The 19,889-nt window shown below is 59.4% G+C and carries 18 protein-coding genes and 1 pseudogene; 15 read left to right on the plus strand and 4 right to left on the minus strand.

The window, feature by feature from the left end:
- Nucleotides 1-3: 3 nt before the first annotated feature.
- The 4 genes from TU80_RS15765 to TU80_RS32700 all read right to left on the minus strand — a co-directional run bounded on the left by TU80_RS15765 (nucleotide 4) and on the right by TU80_RS32700 (nucleotide 3,542).
- Nucleotides 4-810: a CheR family methyltransferase gene (locus TU80_RS15765; protein ID WP_017846988.1), complete on the minus strand. Its 807-nt coding sequence runs from the start codon at nucleotides 808-810 to the stop codon at nucleotides 4-6.
- Between the two features lie 21 nt (nucleotides 811-831).
- Complete coding sequence (locus TU80_RS15770; protein WP_057004888.1) at nucleotides 832-1,365, minus strand: chemotaxis protein CheW; 534 nt, start codon at nucleotides 1,363-1,365, stop codon at nucleotides 832-834.
- Between the two features lie 42 nt (nucleotides 1,366-1,407).
- Complete coding sequence (locus tag TU80_RS15775; RefSeq protein ID WP_057004889.1) at nucleotides 1,408-3,063, minus strand: methyl-accepting chemotaxis protein; 1,656 nt, start codon at nucleotides 3,061-3,063, stop codon at nucleotides 1,408-1,410.
- 260 nt (nucleotides 3,064-3,323) lie between these two features.
- A complete protein-coding gene (locus TU80_RS32700) occupies nucleotides 3,324-3,542 on the minus strand; it encodes a hypothetical protein (protein ID WP_126588479.1) in 219 nt (72 codons plus the stop codon).
- A gap of 1,019 nt (nucleotides 3,543-4,561) precedes the next feature.
- On the opposite strand from TU80_RS32700, the gene TU80_RS15785 reads away from it, so the two are divergent.
- From TU80_RS15785 to TU80_RS33455, 15 genes and pseudogenes are all read left to right on the plus strand, one after another.
- Nucleotides 4,562-7,459, plus strand: a complete 2,898-nt coding sequence (locus tag TU80_RS15785; protein ID WP_057004891.1) for a PAS domain-containing sensor histidine kinase — start codon at nucleotides 4,562-4,564, stop codon at nucleotides 7,457-7,459.
- Entirely contained in the window at nucleotides 7,459-8,088 is a 630-nt protein-coding gene (locus tag TU80_RS15790) for a response regulator (protein WP_017846992.1), read from the plus strand. The genes TU80_RS15785 and TU80_RS15790 overlap by 1 nt, the downstream gene beginning before the upstream one ends.
- 70 nt (nucleotides 8,089-8,158) lie before the next feature.
- Nucleotides 8,159-9,436 carry a methyl-accepting chemotaxis protein gene (locus TU80_RS15795; protein ID WP_371928145.1) on the plus strand — a complete coding sequence of 426 codons (1,278 nt, stop codon included), beginning with the start codon at nucleotides 8,159-8,161 and terminating at the stop codon, nucleotides 9,434-9,436.
- Between the two features lie 13 nt (nucleotides 9,437-9,449).
- Complete coding sequence (locus tag TU80_RS15800) at nucleotides 9,450-9,818, plus strand: response regulator (RefSeq protein WP_017846994.1); 369 nt, start codon at nucleotides 9,450-9,452, stop codon at nucleotides 9,816-9,818.
- 33 nt (nucleotides 9,819-9,851) lie between these two features.
- Entirely contained in the window at nucleotides 9,852-10,169 is a 318-nt protein-coding gene (locus TU80_RS15805; protein ID WP_017846995.1) for an STAS domain-containing protein, read from the plus strand.
- 4 nt (nucleotides 10,170-10,173) lie between these two features.
- On the plus strand, nucleotides 10,174-12,315 hold the full coding sequence (locus TU80_RS15810) for a chemotaxis protein CheA (protein WP_082643850.1): 2,142 nt from the start codon (nucleotides 10,174-10,176) through the stop codon (nucleotides 12,313-12,315).
- A gap of 46 nt (nucleotides 12,316-12,361) precedes the next feature.
- Nucleotides 12,362-13,591, plus strand: a pseudogene (locus tag TU80_RS33445) (MCP four helix bundle domain-containing protein); the annotation flags it as partial.
- A 198-nt stretch (nucleotides 13,592-13,789) separates the two neighbouring features.
- Nucleotides 13,790-14,758: a methyl-accepting chemotaxis protein gene (locus TU80_RS33450; protein WP_428839092.1), complete on the plus strand. Its 969-nt coding sequence runs from the start codon at nucleotides 13,790-13,792 to the stop codon at nucleotides 14,756-14,758.
- 3 nt (nucleotides 14,759-14,761) lie between these two features.
- Nucleotides 14,762-15,274 (plus strand): chemotaxis protein CheW, encoded by a 513-nt coding sequence (locus tag TU80_RS15820; protein WP_226926074.1) that lies wholly within the window; start codon nucleotides 14,762-14,764, stop codon nucleotides 15,272-15,274.
- Nucleotides 15,275-15,329: 55 nt separating this feature from the next.
- A complete protein-coding gene (locus tag TU80_RS15825) occupies nucleotides 15,330-15,854 on the plus strand; it encodes a chemotaxis protein CheW (RefSeq protein WP_026140027.1) in 525 nt (174 codons plus the stop codon).
- A gap of 21 nt (nucleotides 15,855-15,875) precedes the next feature.
- On the plus strand, nucleotides 15,876-16,679 hold the full coding sequence (locus TU80_RS15830) for a CheR family methyltransferase (RefSeq protein WP_017847000.1): 804 nt from the start codon (nucleotides 15,876-15,878) through the stop codon (nucleotides 16,677-16,679).
- The gene (locus TU80_RS15835; protein WP_046384050.1) at nucleotides 16,672-17,193 is read left to right on the plus strand and encodes a chemotaxis protein CheD; all 522 of its coding nucleotides are present in this window, start codon (nucleotides 16,672-16,674) and stop codon (nucleotides 17,191-17,193) included. Before TU80_RS15830 ends, TU80_RS15835 begins: the two co-directional genes overlap by 8 nt.
- On the plus strand, nucleotides 17,190-18,260 hold the full coding sequence (locus tag TU80_RS15840; RefSeq protein ID WP_017847002.1) for a protein-glutamate methylesterase/protein-glutamine glutaminase: 1,071 nt from the start codon (nucleotides 17,190-17,192) through the stop codon (nucleotides 18,258-18,260). Before TU80_RS15835 ends, TU80_RS15840 begins: the two co-directional genes overlap by 4 nt.
- Before the next feature lie 371 nt (nucleotides 18,261-18,631).
- Nucleotides 18,632-19,384: a hypothetical protein gene (locus TU80_RS33075; RefSeq protein ID WP_017847003.1), complete on the plus strand. Its 753-nt coding sequence runs from the start codon at nucleotides 18,632-18,634 to the stop codon at nucleotides 19,382-19,384.
- Nucleotides 19,385-19,660: 276 nt separating this feature from the next.
- Nucleotides 19,661-19,831: a hypothetical protein gene (locus TU80_RS33455; protein WP_226926067.1), complete on the plus strand. Its 171-nt coding sequence runs from the start codon at nucleotides 19,661-19,663 to the stop codon at nucleotides 19,829-19,831.
- The last annotated feature ends 58 nt before the right edge of the window (nucleotides 19,832-19,889 follow it).

Here is a 19,889-nt window from a genome sequence, read left to right on the forward strand (position 1 = left end):
GCCTCACGGTTTTTGATAAATCGAAGGCGCCACCAGCTTGAACGCATCGCTGACGCCGTTCAGGCTTTCCGAATGACTGATCATGAAATAGCCGCCACGTCGCAGGAATGGGAGCAGGCGACTGACCACTTTTCGCTTGGTCTCCTGATCAAAGTAAATCATCACGTTGCGCAGGAAAATCACATCGAATTCGCCCAGTTGGGGCAGGGTTTCGATCAGGTTGACTTGCACGAAACTGACCCGCTGGCGCAGGGATTTATCGATCAGGAAGGTGCCTTCCTGCTGGCCGATGCCCTTGAGGCAGTATCGACTGAGCAAGGACTGCGGCAGTCTGTTGGCGCGTTCCATCGGGTAATGCCCGTTCCGGGCCTTGGCCAGTACCTGGGTGCTGATGTCCGATCCGATGACCTCCCAGGGCGTGCTGCGCAGGGTTTCGGCAAGGGTCATGGCCAGGCTGTAAGGTTCTTCGCCCGAGGAGCTGGCCGCGCTCCACACCCTGAAGGTCTTGCCTGGCGACGCGAAGGGCAATACCCGTTCGCGCAGGAACTCGAAGTGCTTGGGTTCACGAAAGAAATACGTTTCGTTGGTGGTCAACAGGTCCAGGGCGAACTGCAGTTCGTCGGGGTTCTCCTTGCCCATTATCATTTTGAAATACGCGCCGTAGCTCTCCAGTTCATGGAACTGCAGGCGCTTGAACAGACGCCCGGCAACCAGGGCTTTTTTCATGGGTGACAAGTGGATGCCCGCTGCACCATAGAGCCAGGACTGGAACTGGGTGAATTCACGATCTTCAAGATTGATCTGTTTCAATCCGAACTCCTTGTTCGTGACTTACAGCTCCTGGAGGCTGGGGCTGTCACCGGCGTCCGCCAGTTGAGACATTTCATCCATCGACAACACCTTGTCCACCTGCAAGACGATGACGAACGTGCCGGCGACCTTGGCCATGCCGCTGATGAAGTCAGGGCGAATGCGCGCGCCAAAGCTGGGGGCCGGCTTGATCTCGTCCGCCGGAATTTCCAGTACCTCTGACACACTGTCCACCAGAAGCCCGATATCCTGGGCCTGGTGGTCCTCGCTGCTGGCTTCGAGGATCACCACACAGCTGCGTCGAGAGACCTTCGTGCAGGGCTGCCCGAACCGTGCCTTGAGGTCCAGCACCGGCACCACGGCACCTCGCAGGTTAAGCACGCCGCGCACGAAGTCGGGCATCATCGGCACCGGAGTCACGTGTCCGTACTCGATGATTTCCTTGATGCCCTGGATATCGATGGCGAACATTTCGCCGCCCAGCAGGAGCGTCAGGTACTGCGCCTCCTGCTTTTGAATCGCCGTCGTCTGTCGGGTATCGGTTAACGCGCCCATGTCGCTCTCCTGCATGAAAAAAGCACCGCGTCCGGTTTGCGCTCAGAACCGCGTGAACTCGCTTTCGTCGGGGCCTGCGCTCTTGAGGAAGGTTTTCTGCGGGACCGCTCGCGCTGCCCGCGCCACCGCACGCGATACGCTGCTTGCCTGGCTGGATTTGCCCAGTGTGGCGTTCGATGCCTGATCGCTTGCGTCCAGCCTGAAAAAACTCATGGCCTGCTGCAACTGTTCGGCCTGGGTACTCATTTCTTCGGCGGTGGAAGCGAGCTCTTCGCTGCTGGAGGCATTTTGCTGAGTGACCTGGTTGAGTTGGTTCATCGCCGAATTGATCTGCGCCACGCCGGCTGCCTGTTCTTCGGAGGCGGCCGTGATTTCCTGGACCAGATCGGAGGTCTTGTTGATCGACGGCAGCATCTCGCCAAGCAGATGGCCGGCCCGTTCGGCCATTTCGACACTGCTGGTGGACAGCTCGCCTATTTCCAGAGCCGCCACCTGGCTGCGCTCGGCCAGTTTGCGCACTTCGGCCGCCACCACCGCGAAGCCCTTGCCATGTTCGCCGGCTCGCGCCGCTTCGATGGCGGCGTTCAAGGCCAGCAAGTTGGTCTGGTAAGCAATGTCATCGATGATGCTGATGCGTTGCGCGATTTTTTTCATCGCCTGCACCGTCTGCTGAACAGAGTCGCCGCCGTCTCCTGCTTCCTTGGCCGCTTTGCTGGCCATGCCGTCGGTTATCTTGGCGTTCTCGGTGTTCTGGTTAATGCTGGCACTCATTTGTTCGATGGACGCACTGGTTTCTTCGACGCTTGCGGCTTGTTGGCTGGTGGTCTGGCTGATGGCCTGGGCGGTAGCGCTGACTTCCTCCGACGCGCTGGCCAGACCGTCGGCGGCATTGCGCACCTCACCGATAATCTGCGAAAGCTTGCCAATCATTGCCTGCATCGCCGTGAGCACACGCCCGGTTTCGTCCTTGGAACCACCTTCGATCTTCACGGCCAGGTTACCTTCGGCCAGTTGGCTGGCCACATCCACGGCCCTTTTCAGCGGGGTGGAAATGATGCGTGAAATAAACAACGCCAGCGCGATACCCACCAGCAAAGCCACGAGTACCGCGGCGATGATGGACAGTCGCGCATTGGCGTAGATTTCGTTACCGCGTTGATTGGCTGCCGTGGCTCCGGCGTCGTTGAGGTCGATGAGTTTTACCAGGTCGCTGGAGATCTGTTCGAAGTCCCGTTTCGAATCCCCTTTGAGAATGACACTGGTCTGTTCCTTCAAACCCTGCCGCGACTCGGCCAACAGGTTCTTGCTGGTGTTGAGGTAGCTGTTCCAGTTGGTCTTGAGCGTATCGAACAACGCCTGTTCCGCCGGGCTTGAGATCAGCTCTTTTTCATAGCGCGCCATGCGGGTCTCGACTTCCTTGCGGGCATCGACGATCTCCTGTTCATATTGCGCCTGTTCCGTCGGGCTGTCGGCCATCAGATAGCGCAGTTCCTTGACCCGATAGTTGGCGACAAAAAAACGAATGCCGGAGACAACCCGCACCGAAGGCAACCAGTTGTCGCGCATCTCAGCGGCAGTTTCGTTAACCAGGCCCAACTGGATGATGGCGAACACGCCCGTCATGGCCGTCAGTACCAACACCAGCAAGAACGAAGTGATGAGCTTGGTAGCTATCCTTAAATCGTAGAACCATTTCATTGAAAGGCCTCTCCATGTGCGGTGCGGTTGGCTGAATTGCCGGGTTTGCTATCGTTCGAGGAATAAACAGCGGTTTGCCCAGGCGTTTGCTGGGCGCGTTGTCTGGTTGTCGGTGCGCCAGCCGCTCAATAGCAGGGCGCACGCGCCACAGGCAGCGGGTACGAGCGATAAGTGGAAAAAAGTGCGAGCCTGAGGAAGCGGCTGCAAGTTGCCGTATGACGACATAGGTTCCTCCCTGAATCAGTAAATAGCGATCCTTCTCACATCAGCCTATCGGCTCGGGCCAAGATCAACTTGAGCGCAGAACAGGTCAGTCGTCGGTCAGCGGTAAAATAATTCGGTTTTACCGGGGCGGTAAGTAAGGGCTGTAATAAAAAACGGCCCGGCAGCGGTGGTTTATATAATCGGTAGACGACTGACGCAGGCGTGGCGTTATATAAATAGCGCGCAATCGCCGCGTGCGAGTCCTTCAACGTCATGATTGCCTCCTAGTTTCTTTGTCCTATCCAGGTTTCTAAGCCCTTGGAACTAATAGGTTTTTCTATCAAGTAACGCTGCAGAACTTCTTGGTTTTCTACGCCTTCTGCAACGACTCGGTAGCCGATATTTTGAAGTTATGCAGAATAGTTTCGCAAATTTGCTCAGGGCCCGGCTCATTCATTGAGAATCAAGCCGAATCGCGTCGGACTGATTTTATAAAGCAAGCAATTATTGGGTAGCAGTTTTGTAGGCGCGACGTTATCGCCAGGATCAAGTCTTGTGCACAGATATAACCCGGTGCCTTGACTATATCGTTGAGGACTTTCGGCGTAATGACGTCGACTGCGTCAATCTCGCATGCGCTGTTTACCCGGACCGTTTGATGTATATCTTCCTCAAACCTCAATCGATTAAACAACCCGGTGGGTTGGTCTACGAAGTTACGAGCGCGCATGTTGCAGATACGCATCATGACCCGTTCAGCGAAGTCATTGAGCATGCCTCTGTGCAACTCGCTCATGGGCGCGCGCGTGACAGTTTTTAGCCTTTCAGCTTCACTCGACGGAATAGGAGCGCCTTCGCCCATGATGACCCTCGCAATTGCTTGGTTCTACCTACAAGGTATCAGGTGATGATGTCATTATGATATCATTTTTTCGTTCGCTGCAACGCTCAGCGGTCTGCGCCTCGGCGTTGCGGGTGGGCATAGACAAGAGGTGATGCAAAACCCGCGACGGCCCATGTGTATTGACTTGGATCATCTCCTGTAGCGCCTTCTCTTCTATCGTGCTGCAGCTCTTTGAAGTCTGATATTGGGCTACAGTTCGAGCAAAGGATTGAGTCGTGGGTCTGAAGGCGCTTTAACGCGAGATAGACAAGTTGGCGGTGAGGGGCCGTGCTCTCGTAAAAAGGTCAATGTTCAGGCGTTTCCGATTTCCAGCGCTGCGTAGAAGGTTGCTAGGCGTTTTACCCGCCTTGCAAATATCGTTAAGTCCGTTCAACGACCGAGGGCACAGGGATGATGGCTCGCGACGCACAGGCAGTGGCTGACGACGATACGTTGCGAACCCTCGAGAGTGTGCTCGGCTGTCTGTCCATTGCGGTTGTGGCGCTGGACCGCGCCGCTCGGGTTGTCGCCGGCAATCCCGCGTTCGCCCAACTGCAAGTTCAAAATGGCGTTTCTCCGGCAGCGGGCGGCGAGTTCATCGCCCTCCTGCGGCCCGAAGACCATGGGCTGTTTTATGCGGCGCTGGAAACGGCCGCAGGGAACACGCGGGCTGGTTTCGCGGCATTGAGCAGAGAGGCGTGCGGGCTGGACGTCTCCCTGACGTTGTGGCGCGATGCGTATTTTATTGTCGAGGTCGTTGCCCGCCAGGGCGCGTCGGCCCCGTCATCCGAAACCGAAAGCTACGCGCAGATCCCGCTCAGGTCGATTTTCGATTCCTCCGGCACCGGCCTGGCGCTGGTGTCGCTGGACGGTCATTGGCTACGGGCCAATGGCGTCATCTGCAGGTTGCTTGGGTATAGCGAAGCGCAGTTGCAAACCACCACGTTCATGGCACTGACCCACCCCGAGGACCGCGAGGTCGGCAAGCAGTTGATCGACGAACTCAAGCGCGGTGCAAGGTCGGGCGCGACGTTGCATAAACGCTATATCCATCGCGACGGGCGGGTGGTGTGGGCGCGGTTGACCGTGGGAATGGTGCGGGACGATCAGGGGCAGCCGCTCTGCTTTGTGTCCCAACTGGAGGACATCACCGAGAACTGGCAGCTGCGCGAAACGCTGGTGGGCAGCGAACTCAAATTTCTCACCCTCGCGGAAAGTTCACCCAACATCATCGTGCGCTACAACCGCAACCTGTTGCGCACTTACGTCAACCCGGCCTTTTTGCGCTTGACCGGCATGTCTTATGACGAGTCGATAGGCGTGAGCCCCGACGAGGACGCGGGTGACTATATCAACCAGCTGCGCCATGTCGTTGCGACGGGCGAAACCGCGCAATTCCTCGACAGTTGGACCTTCGCGGACAGTACCGAGTTGGTCAGTTGTGCGGTCAGCCTGACGGCCGAGCGCAGCCCGACAGGCGAGGTGATCGGCGTGTTGGCGCTGGCCCACGACATTACCGAGTTGTGCAAACAACAGGTCCTGGAAGACGCGCGCTTGGGGATTTTCGAAAAAATGGCGACGGGCGCGCCCCTGGAAGAAACGCTCGGGCTCCTGGTGGACTATCTGCAATTGGCCTTGCCCCATCGGTCCTGCCGGGTGCAGTTGGTAGCGCCGCTCGGCACCGGCGCGGTGATGAATACGGCGTCTGCCGTAGGCTGGTCCGAGCCGATCGTGGACAAACAAGGTCATGTGCTCGGCACTTTCGAGTTGTCCCAGGCGTCCGGCGCCGGGCCGGATGAGAGCGACATCCTGCGCGTGCGCCAGACCTGTCATATTGCGGCGATCGCGATCGAACGCTGGCAGTCAGAGTCGTTGCTCCGCGAGCGCGAGCGTCGTTACCGTGACATTTTCGACCATACCCTGGACATGCTTTGCCTGCTGGAAATGACGGCGGTCGGTTGCCTGCGTTGTGTCGAGGTCAACCCGGCGTTGTTGCGCGCGCTGGGCAAACCGCATGCCGACGTTATCGGTGAGCCGCTGGAGTTGATCTTTGGTCGATTGGGCGCGCAAAAGATCCAGGCGCTTTGTGAGCAATGCACAAGCGCCGGGCGGGTGGTTGAGTCGGATGAGGGCATGGTGCTTCGCAACGAAGTCCGTCAACTGCACTTTACGCTGGTGCCGGTGGCGGATTCAGGGCGTGTGGCGGCGCGGATATTGGTGATCAGCCGCGACATTACCCTGTTGATCAGGGCCCGGCAGAAAGAACTCGGACGCCAGCACGACATCAGCGCACTGGTCGAAAACAGCCCGGACGCTATCGCTCGGTTGAGTGCTCATGGCGAAGTGCTCTACGTCAATGCGCAGTTGCGAAGATGGGTGGGCGGGGCCTGGCCGGAACTGATGGGCATGCCCATGGACGCGGTGGCGCCGCTGAACCACCAGTCTCAGCTGTTTCGCGAATTGGTGGCCCAAGTGATTCAGGAAAATAAAGCGACGGAGCAGGAGTTTCTGCTCTCGGGGTTGAAGAGCGCACCCAAAGTGGTACTGATCCACTTTGTTCCAGAGGTCGACGGCCAGCGGGTCGTGAGCGTGTTGGCGGTGGGGCGCGATATTTCCAGGCTGCGGGCTGCCGAGCGGCGCCTGGCCAACTCCAATGCACAATTGCGCGATCTGTCGACCCGTCGCGAAACGGCGCGGGAAGAGGAGCGCAAACTGATCGCCAGGGAGATCCATGATGAGCTGGGCCAGCACTTGACGGCACTGCGCATGGGGATATCACTGTTGAGGTTTCAATTCGGCGCCTCGACACCCGAGCTGACCCCGCAGGTCGAGCGGCTGATGGTGCTGACCGACAAGACGATCCAGGTCGTGCGTGATGTCTCCACCAGCCTGCGACCGTCCGCGTTAAACCTGGGGCTGGTTTCCGGTCTTGAGTGGCTGACCACCGAGTTCGTCACCTTGACCCGGGTTCCCTGTGTGTTACACCTGCCGTCGATTCCCCTGACGCTCCCCGATACCCACGTCACCGCCGCGTTTCGCATCGTGCAGGAGTCGTTGACCAATATCGCGCGTTACGCCGAAGCGACACAGGTCAGCGTCACCCTGAGCCCGCAGGAAACCAACTGGCTGCTGGAGGTCCAGGATAACGGCAAGGGGTTTGACCCCGACGCCGTCACCCGGCAGACCCTGGGGTTGGCCGGGATGCGTGAGCGTGGCCTGATGTTGGGCGGCAAAGTGATTGTTTTCAGCCATCCCGGACAGGGCACAACAGTCCAGGCATTCATTCCGATGCACAAGGATACGTATTAATGATTCGCATGCTGATCGCCGATGACCACACCATCATGCGCGAAGGGCTCAAGCAGTTGTTCATGCTGGTCGCCGATGTCCAGGTGGTGGCCGAAGCCGAGAGTGGCACGCAAGTGATCGAGCTGTTGCGCCAGGTCGAGATCGACCTGCTGCTGCTCGATATGAACATGCCGGGTATCAGCGGCGAAATCCTGATCGCCCGCCTGCATACCCAGTACCCGGAGCTGCCGATCCTGGTGTTGAGCATGCATAACGAAATCCACATTGCGCAACGCGCACTGCGCGCTGGTGCGCTCGGCTACCTCACCAAGGACCGCGACCCCGAGACCCTGTTGGTTGCCATGCGACGAGTGGCCAGCGGCCAACGTTACCTGGACCCGGCGCTGGCAGAGCAGATTGCCCTGCAAAGCAGTGGCCTGAAGCAACAGACCTACGTTGAAAGCCTGTCCGATCGCGAGTTTCAGATTCTGCGCTTGCTGGCTCATGGCATGAGCGTCAACCAGATCGCCGAACAGTTGGTCATCAGCAACAAGACGGTCAGCACCCACAAGACCCGGCTCATGGAAAAGATGGGGTTCGGCTCTACGGCGGACATTGTGCGCTTCGCCATGACCTTGGGTATTTCGTGAGCAACCCCCTTGTGTAGGGATTTTCCTACCTTGGTTGCCGGTATCCCTACCCTGGAATAGGGATGGTCCGATGGCCGTGGTGCCATTATTGGGCCAGTATCCCTCTCAAGCAATCGAACTGCCGATCAACCGGCGACGAGATGCTTCGATTGGGAGACAGACCGTGAGCGAACAGACCACACCCCCCTCGGCTGCTTTGATAGTGTTTCCGGTCGCCTTGGCCGGTCTGCTCGGAGGCCTTGCGGTTGCCTACAGCAATGACTTCAGCGCATGGGCTGTGGCGGCAGGGGGCGCGTTGTTGGTGCTGTGCGTTGGCTTGGGCCTTTGGGCAAACAGATGCTTCCAGGCGCATTGCAACAGCCTGCAACGCCAGCTCGATCAGCCGCCCGAGGTCTCGGCGACATTGGCCGTCGATAACGGCCTGGCAGACGTGTGCCTCAGCGTGCTTCCCGTTTGGTCCAGGCAGATCGAAGCCGCGCGCCTGATCAGCGAAACGTCCATCCTCAAGCTCAGCGAACGCTTTGGCACGCTGTCATCGAACATCAGCCACAGCGTGGCCAGCAACGGCGGGCAAGATGCTTCCCAGCAATTGGTCGACTTGCTGGAAGTCGGCCAGCGCGACCTCAATTCCATCGTGCTGGCTCTGCGCTCCGCGCTCTCCAATAAAGAGAGCGAACTCAAAGAAGTCCTGCAGCTCTCCGGCTTCACCGAACAACTTCAGCAGATGGCCAAGTTTGTCGGTGACATCGCCAGTCAAACCAACCTGCTTGCCCTCAACGCCGCCATCGAGGCCGCGCGCGCCGGTGAGGCGGGGCGAGGTTTTGCGGTGGTCGCCGATGAAGTGCGCAAGCTGTCGAGTATGTCCGGCGAGACCGGGCGCAAGATCAGTGAAACCGTGAATACCGTCAATGCGGCCATTGCCCGCACGGTGCAAATGTCCCGCCACCACGCTGAACAAGACACCTTGACCCTCGCGGATTCGGAGCGTGTGGTCTCGCAGGTCATCGAACATTTTCGCGGTACCGCCCAGACCCTCGTGCGCAACAGCCATGACCTGCAACAGCAGAGCGCCAACGTCGCCGACGAGATTGCCCAGGTGCTGGTCGCCTTGCAGTTCCAGGACCGCGTCAGCCAGATGTTGACGCTGATTACTCGCGACCTGGACAAGCTCCAGCAGCAGTTGGACGAGCGCCAGGCATCGAGCCTGAGCGGGCATACCCTCAGCCCGATGGTCAGTGATCGTTGGCTGCAAGAGCTTTCAACGGCCTACACCATGCCGGAGCAACACGCTATCCATGGCGGTAACACGCACGCCAAGTCCGATGACAGCGAAATCACCTTTTTCTAGAGGAGCTTTTCCGATGAGCAAAACCATTCTGATCGTCGACGACTCTGCCTCCATCCGGCAGGTGGTCAGCATCACTCTCAAAGGCGCGGGTTATGACGTGATCGAAGGCTGTGATGGCAAAGATGCGCTGAGCAAACTGGACGGACGCAAAATCCACCTGATTGTCAGCGACGTGAACATGCCCAACATGGACGGCTTCAGCTTCGTCAAGGCGGCCAAGCTATTGCCGGCCTACAAGTTCACGCCGGTCATCATGCTGACCACCGAGGCCAGTGATGCGATGAAGCAGCAAGGCCAGGCCTCCGGTGCCAAGGCGTGGATGGTCAAGCCCTTTCAGCCGGCGCAAATGCTCACTGCCGTCTCCAAGTTGATCCTGCCATAGCAATGACCAGCGACCGCTGGCCAGGAGGTTTCCATGAAAAGCACCGTACCGATGCTACGTCGAATCCAGGTCATGGAAGGCCCCCTGACGATCTACACCGCCACTGAACAAAAAGACCTGTTGTTGTCGTTGTTTCCGCTGGCGCATGAGGTTGAGTTGGACTTGTCCAATGTCGACGAACTGGACAGCGCCGGTCTGCAATTGTTGATCCTCATCAAACGCGAGTCGCTCAAGGACGGAACGCAGCTGTTGCTGAGCAACCCGAGCGCGACCGTAATCGAAGCAATACGGCTCAGCGGTCTTGACGACTACTTCGCCAATCCGCTTTTCGCCCAGTCGCTTGGAGCATGATCGTATGGCCCAGCCCATGAACATGGATGACGTGCTGCAGACTTTCATTGCCGAGAGTCGCGAGCTCCTGCTGCAAATGGAAGACGCACTGCTGCAGATCGAGAGGTCGCCGCAGGACCTCGACACCATCAACGGCTTGTTCCGCGTGGCCCACACCATCAAAGGCTCGGCCGGCTTGTTTGGCTTGATGCCCATCGTTGAGTTCACCCATGTCGCCGAAAGCGTCCTGGACCGGGTCCGCAGCCTGGAAGTGCGCGTCGACGAGGCATTGAGTGCGTTGTTTCTCGATGCCCGTGACCATATCGGCCAGTTGATCGACCTGCTGGCCGAGGATGGCAACCTTGACCGATTGGACGAACCGCTGCGGCTCCAGGGCCAATGCCTGGGCGAGCGGCTCGCGCAGTACCTGGAAGGCTCGGTGCCGAGCGCTTCGCCCGCTCCAGCCACGCTGCCGGCGGACGAGCCGGGCGCAAGTCCCGGCCACTGGCACTTGTCCCTGCGCTTTGGTCCGGATGTATTGCGCAACGGCATGGACCCGCTGGCGTTCCTGCGTTACCTGAGCACGTTGGGGCAGTTGCTGCATACCGTCACACTGTGCGAGGGGTTGCCGCCGTTTGCGTCGATGGACCCGGAAACCAACTACCTGGGCTTTGAACTCGCGCTGCTCAGCGATGCCTCGCGGGAGGTCATCGACGGGGCCTTTGATTTTGTGCGCGATGACGCGCTCGTCCAGATCCTTGCACCGCAAGCCTCTGTCCAAGCCTGTCGCGCGCATCTCGACGGATTGCCGGAAGACAATGCCGTGCTGCTTGAGCTGCTGGTACGTTGCGGCACATTGACGGAGTCCCAGGCCCTGCTCGTCACCCAGGAGGGTGAGCAAGCTCCGGTCGAGATGCGCGGCGAGCTGGACGCAGCCCCCGATTCAGTCGCGCCGTTGATCAAGGCCGGCAAGGGCGCGGCGAGCAACGAAGGCAACCTGATCCGCGTCGATGCCGCCAAGCTGGACCAACTGATCAACCTGGTTGGCGAGCTGATCATCGCCGGAGCCGGAGCCAACCTGGTGGCAGTGCGTAGCGGGATTGGCGAGATGATCGAAGCCACCAGCCTGTTATCGCGCTTGGTGGAAGAGGTGCGTGACTCGGCACTGACCCTGCGCATGGTGCAGATCGGCGCGACATTCACGCGCTTCCAGCGGGTGGTGCGCGACGTCTCCAAGGAACTGGGCAAGGACATCGTGCTGCAGATCGGCGGTGGCGAGACCGAGTTGGACAAGACCGTCGTCGAACGTATCGGCGACCCGTTGACGCACTTGGTGCGCAACGCCATGGACCATGGCATCGAGGCCGTGTCGACGCGCCTTCAACGGGGCAAGCCGGCCCAGGGCACGGTACGCCTGAATGCCTACCACGAGTCCGGCAGTATCGTGATCGAAGTGTCGGACGACGGCGGTGGCCTGGCCAAGGACAAAATCCTGGCCAAGGCCCGCGAGCGTGGCCTGGTGGGGGACGGCCAGCTACCGGCGGATAAAGACATCCTGAACTTGATTTTCGAGCCGGGCTTCTCCACCGCCGACCAGGTCAGCAACCTGTCCGGCCGCGGGGTGGGCATGGATGTGGTCAAGCGCAATATCACCGCGTTGCGCGGCAGCGTGAGCCTCGAGAGCGAAGAAGGGCAGGGCACAACGGTACGGATTCGTCTGCCGCTGACCCTGGCCATCATCGACGGCTTTCTGATCGGGGTGGGCAAGGCCTCTTATGTCATCCCGTTGAACATGGTGGAGGAGTGCATCGAGCTGGCGCCTGGACAGGGCGCAGACACCGGCTACCTGGACCTGCGTGGAGATGTGCTGCCGATCCTGCGCCTGCGGGACATGTTCGATGTGCAAGAACCTCGAGGCAGTCGAGAAAACGTGGTCGTCGTGCAATACGCCGGCTTGCGTGCTGGCTTGGTGGTCGATCGCTTGCAGGGGGAGTTTCAAACCGTGATCAAGCCATTGGGCAAAGTGTTTGGTGAGGCCCATGGGCTCGGCGGGTTCACCATCCTTGGCAGTGGAGCCGTCGCCCTGATTCTGGATATACCCAATTTGTTAGGACACGTTGCCAAGGACGCCACCCACCGTTCGATCCCAAGTCCGTTATCGACTTAATGAGCGTCATCAGGAGTTCCTCGCCATGACCGTTATCAGAAATATCATGCTGTTGGTTTTCACCGCAGTGCTCGGCGTTGTCGTGTTGGGTGGTACCAGCCTTTACCTGGCCGGTGAAATCAATACGAGCGCCAGTTATGCCAACGTCAATACCGTGCCCAGCTTGCTGGAAATCGACCGTGCGGCGGCGGCGTTCACCGACCTTCACGCCCTGGAATGGCAGCGTCTGAACGATTCCGAAAAAAACTTCGTGTCCAGCTATGCGCAGAACGTGGCACAGAACTTCAGCGCGATTGGCAAAGCCCTGGATCACTATGAGGCCGCATTGGTCTCCGACGACCATGACGCAGCACTGTTGAAGCAGTTACGTGGCCGCTTGGGTGAATTCGCGACCCTGCAGGCGCATTTCGACAAGTTCATCGACGACGGTGATCAAGCCTCGGCCCGCGCATTGATCGAGGCCAGCCAGCCATTGCAGAGCGCGGTGCTGACGACGATCGGTGAGCTGCGCGAATACAACCTGGAACTGGGGCGCAAGGGCCAATTGGTTGCCACCGCCACTGAGAAGAATGCCCGCTCCCTCATCCTGCTGGTCAGCGCGCTGACATTTTTAGCCACGGCGTTGGTGGGCGCACTTCTGGGGCGCAACCTGATGCGCCAACTCGGCGGCGAACCGGTGGCCGTGCGCGCTTTCGCCGCTCGCTTGTCAGCGGGGGAGCTGGATGCCAAAGCCATGCTCAAGCCCGGTGACACCACGAGCTTGATGGCGTCCATGCAACAACTGGGCGCGAGCCTGCATGGGCTGGTCGCGGAGATAAACCGCATGTCCAGTGAACACGACAAGGGCGACATCGATGCACAGATCGATGCTGGCCGCTTTCATGGCAGTTACCGCTCCATGGCCCAGGGCATCAACGAGATGGTCAACGGCCATATCAGCGTGAAGAAAAAAGCCATGGCCTGCATCCGCGCCTTTGGTGAAGGTGATCTGTCGGCGTCGCTGGAAAAATTCCCGGGCAAAAAAGCCTTTATCAATGAAAACATCGAGCTGCTGCGCAGCAATGTGCTGGCGTTGATCCATGAGATGCAGCACATGTCCAGCGAGCATGAAAAAGGCGACATTGACGTCATGATCGACGTCGATCGCTTCTCGGGTTCGTACCGCGATATCGGTCAGGGCATCAATCAGATGGTCAGTGGCCATATCAGCGTGAAGAAAAAAGCCATGGCCTGTATCCGCGCGTTCGGCGAAGGCAATCTGTCAGCACCGCTTGAGCAATTCCCCGGCAAAAAAGCCTTTATCAACGAGAACATCGAGCAACTGCGGGCCAATATCCTGGCGCTCGTCGAAGACACCAGCCAGATCAGCGACAGCGCGCTGATCGGCAAACTCGATACCCGGCCTGACGCCGCTCGGCATCAAGGTGATTTCCGCCGCATCATCCTGGGGATCAACGGTTCGCTGGATGCGATCATCGTGCCGATTACTGAAGCCATGGATGTCTTGTCGGCGATGTCCAATGGCGACCTGACCCGGACCATCAACGGCGACTATCAAGGCAAGTTCCTGGAACTGAAAAACTCGGTCAACGGCACCGTGGAAAAACTCTCGGAAATCATCGGCGAAGTGCGCGGCTCGGCCGATTCGCTGTCCAGTGCTTCCGAGGAGATCTCCGCCACTGCGCAAAGCATGGCGCAGTCGGCGTCCGAACAGGCCGCGTCGGTGGAACAGACCTCGGCATCGATGGAGCAAATGTCGGCGTCCATTGCTCAAAATACCGAAAATGCCAAGGTGACCGACGGCATGGCGGGTAAAGCCAACAAGGAAGCCTCGGAAGGCGGTCGCGCCGTGAAGGACACGGTGGCGGCGATGAAGACCATCGCTGAGAAAATCGGCATCGTCGACTCCATTGCTTACCAGACCAACCTGTTGGCGCTCAACGCGGCGATCGAAGCGGCGCGTGCCGGCGAGCACGGCAAAGGCTTCGCGGTGGTGGCGGCCGAAGTGCGCAAACTGGCCGAGCGCAGCCAGATCGCGGCGCAGGAAATCAGTGAAGTGGCCAAGAACAGCGTGGCCTTGGCGGAACGGGCGGGCAACCTGCTTGACGAGATTGTGCCCTCGATCGCCAAGACCTCTGACCTGGTGCAGGAAATCGCGGCCGCCTCGGAAGAACAATCCATCGGCTCTGAGCAAATCAACAGCGCGATGTCGCAGATGAGCCAACTGACCCAGCAAAACGCTTCGGCCTCCGAGGAACTGGCGGCGACGGCTGAGGAAATGAGCGGCCAGGCCGAGCAGTTGCAGGAACTCATGGGCTTTTTCAGCGTACAGAGCAAGCGCGCCGGGCGGACCGCCTCGATGCCCGTGATCAATCGCGCGGCATCCACGTTCGACCAGGATAGCCGTGCGGTGGAGAGCGGTTTCGTCCGCTTCGGGAGCTGACCCATGAGCGCCACAGCCGTTATGCCGAACACTTTGGAGTCAGCGCCGCAGGTCGATGAGCCCTTGCAGTACCTGACCTTCTTGGCTGACCAGCAGATGTATGCGGTCAATACACTGAACGTTCGCGAAATCATCGAATACAACCAGGTGACCACGGTGCCGATGATGCCGACATTCCTGCGCGGGGTGATCAACCTGCGCGGTTCAGTGGTGCCGTTAGTGGACCTCAAGGCACGGTTTGGCAAGGGTGTGACGGTGCTGGGCAGCCGAACGTGCATCGTCATTCTTGAAGCGGCGAAGGAGGGCGAGTCCCAGGTGCTGGGGGTGGTGGTGGACTCGGTCAGCGAAGTGATCGAGATCCTCGATATCGATATCAAGCCCGCGCCGGCCTTTGGTAACCCTATCCGTACCGACTTCATCCGGGGGATGACCAAGGTGCGAGGTGCGTTTGTCACGCTGCTGCAAATCGAGCAGGTGTTGTGTGTCGATGAGATGGCCGGCTTGATGCGAGCTTGACGTGTACGACCGCGCCTCCCGGCGCGGCCGCAAAGTAATCGATGCGAGGTGAGTCATGGCGTTATCCATCGCAAGTCCAGGGAAAGCCACGGTCTCGAGCCCTAGCCAATACCTCACCTTCGAGTTGGGGGATGAGATGTTCGCCGTCGGCACGCTCAACGTGCGAGAGATCATCGAATACGGACCGATCACCAGCGTGCCGTTGCTGCCGCCCAGCATCCGCGGCGTGATCAATCTGCGCGGCGCGGCGGTTCCTGTGCTGGACCTGGGTGTGCGCTTTCGCGGCGAGCGCACGGTGCAGACCTCGAGGACCTGCTTTGTGATCCTTGAGGTACAGGCCAATGCCGGGGGCAAGCCGGTGGGCATCATTGTGGATGCGGTCAGCGAGGTCCTTGAAATCGCCGATCAGGATATCGAACCGTCCTTGAATTTCGGGACCGATGTCAGAGCGGACTTCCTGTTGGGCATCGGCAAATTGGAGAGCGGTTTTGTGTTGTTGCTGGATATCGGTCGCGTGTTGTCCCTGGAACAGGTCGATGTGCTGGCAACCCTTGATCCCTTGCTGCCTTCAACCGCCTGATTGTTTTTTGGGAGTGTCCTCATGAACGTGATTCTCTCCGATGCGGAGTTCCTGCAGTTTCGCACTCTCATTCATCAAATCGCCGGCATCAGCCTGTCGGATGCCAAAAAACAGTTGGTGAGCGCTCGGCTCGCCAAGCGCCTGCAAGTGTTCAAGCTCAATACCTACGGCGCGTACTACAAAGTGCTGATGAAGGACGCGACGGAACTACAAGTGGCGGTCGATATGCTGACCACCAACGAAACCTACTTCTTCCGCGAGCCCAAGCATTTTGATTTCCTGCGCGATGTCGCACTGCCCGAACTGCGTGGCAGCGGGCCTTTGCGTGTATGGAGCGGCGCCTGCTCGAGCGGTGAAGAGCCCTACACCCTGGCCATGGTCCTGGCGGACAGCCTCGGCGGCCGGCCCTGGGAAATCGTCGCATCGGATATCAGCAGCCGGGTACTGGAAACGGCCCGCCAGGGGCGCTACCCCCTCGAAGGCACGCGCGGCATTCCCCAAGCGTTGCTCAACAAATATTGCCTCAAGGGCGTCGGCGCCAACCACGGTTGCTTCATGGTCGAACCGGCGCTGGCGTCGAGGATCGATTTCCAGGCCATCAACTTGAACAATCCTCTGCCGAAACTGGGAATGTTTGACGTGATCTTCCTACGCAACGTGATGATCTATTTTGACAGCGAGACCAAAGTGCAAGTGGTCAAGCGCCTGGTCAGCCACCTCAAGCCCGGCGGCTATTTCCTGGTCAGCCATTCGGAAAGTCTCAATGGCGTGACCGATGAACTGCGACTGGTCAAGCCTTCGATCTATCGGAGGCCACATGCCTGACACCCCACCGTCCCGCGAGGTGTACCTGAATCCCGGCGAGTGGTTTTTCGGTTCAGGCGCCATTCGGCTGCGCACCGTGCTGGGCTCATGCGTTGCATTGGTGGTCTGGCATCCGCGGCGCTTGTTGGGCGGCATGTGCCACTACCTGCTGCCCCGGCGCGCAGTGAAGAGATCGGCTGCACTGGATGGTCGCTACGGTGATGAGGCGCTCCAATTGCTGCTCGGCCGAATGCACGCGATCAAGGTGCCGCCGACGGAGTTCAGAATCAGCGTGTATGGCGGCGGGGATATGTTTCCGGGGCTGGCGCGTTCGGACAATCACTACGTTGGCCAGCGCAATGTCGAGCAAGCCAGGCACCTGCTCGATTCGCATCAGTTGCGGTGTCACAACTTTCATGTGGAAGGCGTGGGTTATCGAACCGTGGTGTTCGATCTGGCCAATGGCAACATCGAACTCAACTACCTGGCCCTGCATTGGCCACTCAGCAGCCCTCATGGAGAGCGTGCGATATGAGCCTTATCAAAGTACTGATCATTGACGACTCCGCGGTGGTTCGCCAGGTGCTGACGGCGACCCTTGGGCAAGACCCGGCCATTGAAGTGATCGGCGCGGCGGCGGACCCGGTGTTCGCCATGGACAAGATGAACAAGCAATGGCCGGACGTCATCGTGCTGGACGTCGAGATGCCGCGGATGGATGGCATTACGTTCCTCAAGAAACTGATGGCCGAACATCCGACGCCAGTGGTCATCTGTTCCACGCTGACCGAGAAGGGCGCGGCCACCACCATGCAAGCGCTGGCGGCCGGTGCGGTGAGTATCGTGACCAAGCCGCAACTCAATTTGCGTCAGTTCCTGACCGACAGTTCCGATGAATTGGCCGGTGCCGTCAAGGCCGCAGCCCGGGCCAACATGAAACGCATGGTGCCGTCCAGCGAGCGAGCCCCGGTCAAGCTGACTGCCGACGTCATACTGCCGGCGAGCACGCAGGCCATGGCGCGCACCACCGAAAACATCGTCGCCATTGGTACGTCCACCGGCGGCACGCAAGCCCTGGAGCTGGTGCTGACTGCCTTGCCCAGGGTGTGCCCGGGAATCGTGATCGTGCAGCACATGCCGGAACACTTCACCGCGGCATTTGCCGAGCGGCTCAACCGCCTGTGCGAGATCGAAGTCAGGGAGGCGAAAAATGGCGACCGGGTCATTCCCGGTTGTGCGTTGATTGCTCCCGGCGGCAGGCACATGTTGCTCAAGCGCAGCGGCGCCCAATACCTGGTTGAAATCGTTGACGGGCCCCCTGTCAGCCGGCACCGCCCTTCGGTGGACGTGCTGTTTCGTTCGGTCGCCCGCAGCGCCGGCGGCAACGCGCTGGGCATCATCATGACGGGCATGGGGGACGATGGCGCTCGCGGGTTGAAGGAGATGCACGACAACGGCGCGCTGACGCTGGGCCAGAATGAAGAGTCGTGCGTGGTGTACGGCATGCCTAAGGAGGCCTTCAAGCTCGGTGCGGTGGAGCGCGAGTTGCCGCTCGAACAAATTCCAGCCGCGATTCTGCAGTCCATGCACCTGCGCCGCTGACGGTTGATGCTGGTGAACCGAGGTTTTTTGCGCGCCTGGGTCGGGTTGGGCGGCGAGGGGGCTGGCTGCGCCGAAACGGCTTGGGAAGGTGATGAGTTCCGTATCTCAGCAGATGCTCTTCCTACCTGGGCGCTGGAAACTTTCAGCGCGATCAGGAACCGACTCCCACAGTTCTGCCACACAGGATAAGCCTGCTTCCGCTGGTTTGCTTGACGATTTGTCGATCGTCGGGGCGCCTGGAGCGCTGAGGCAAGGCGTCTGATCAAACCGAACTGGAGAACTAAATGTCGGCATCAGTATTCATGCAGTCTGTCGCTCACTCCTCTGATGACAAGTCTTTCAGAGACCCCATGTCCATTGCCGAGCGGTCTATGAGCTCATCGGCCAGCCAGAGCCTGTTCTGGGATTCGTATCACTTCGGCTCAGCATTCGGCAGCACGTCGTCGCGCCCGTACTTCGGCCACGGTCATTATCACTCGGGGCCGCCGCAACGTCCGCTGCCCGATAATGTGCGCCCGAACCCCGGCCCACCACCGCGCCCAACCCCCGAGCGGCCGGACCCGCATTACTCCAAGCAAAGCAATCAGCAACTGGCCCAGGCGCTGCTGAGCAATTACGGCGCGTTCAGGGAAGGGCATTTTTCGCGGCAAGTCACCCTCGAAAGCCTGAAAAAAATGGCCGAGCGACCATTGACCGGCAACCCGCAGATGGACGCCAATATCCGCCTGGCGAAGGAACTGCTGCGGCGTCCCGAGCTGGTACGCGCGCTTGATCGAAACATGAGCACCGGTGCTTCGGATGGCCGCTTGTCCAGGGACGACATTATGAGCGTCATCGGTTCCGATAACCCCTTTAAACTCAAAGACGACAAACAGCTGATCAAGGAAATGCTCGGCCATTTCCAACAGTTGAAGGGCAACGGTCGGGGCGACAGCATCAAGCTCGACAAGCTCAAAGAGTTTGCGGCGCAAGCGTTGACGGGCAACCCCTTCACTGACCATCTCATCCAATTGGCCAAGGAAGTCATGGCCCGTTCGATTCTGCAGGGGCGGATGGACAATGTTGACGAGTGGCAGCGCGACGGCAAGATTTCGCGACGCGAACTGCTGAAACTGCTGCGTTAACTCTGGCACAGCCGAATGCCGCGTCACTCGCGGCATAGGTTGGTAAGCGTAGTGAGCAGGAAGCACCACTTCAGCCAGGGAGGAAGGGTTTTACCACGAAGAGATTGCCATCGGCCGTTGAATGGCTGCCGGTGTCTTCACCTACCGAATCAGGTCTGGACTATGAATTCGACATCCTTTGAATCTCAGCCCTCCCAGTACACGGTTGCGAGCCTGGCGATGCCTGCACGGGAAGCAGGCCTCCCAAGCACATCCCGTTCGCAGGCACTCAACCTCATGTCTTCGCCGAAGTTCAGCTTCAGGGCGCCCACCGCCGAAGACTTCGATAAAGGTTCTCGAACATTCACGGAGGAACCGTTGTCCAGCCCTGTGTTTTCCACGCTCGCCGGGTTATGGCACAAGTTGTCTTGCCGTCTGGCCAATGACACCGAGCGGCATCTGGGCTAACCACTGAACCGTTCTGCCAGGCACAGCGCTGCGGACGGGAAACGATAAGGCAGGGAAG

Origin of the sequence: Pseudomonas veronii (assembly GCF_001439695.1) — a bacterium.
GTDB classification, from domain to species: Bacteria; Pseudomonadota; Gammaproteobacteria; order Pseudomonadales; family Pseudomonadaceae; genus Aquipseudomonas; species Aquipseudomonas veronii.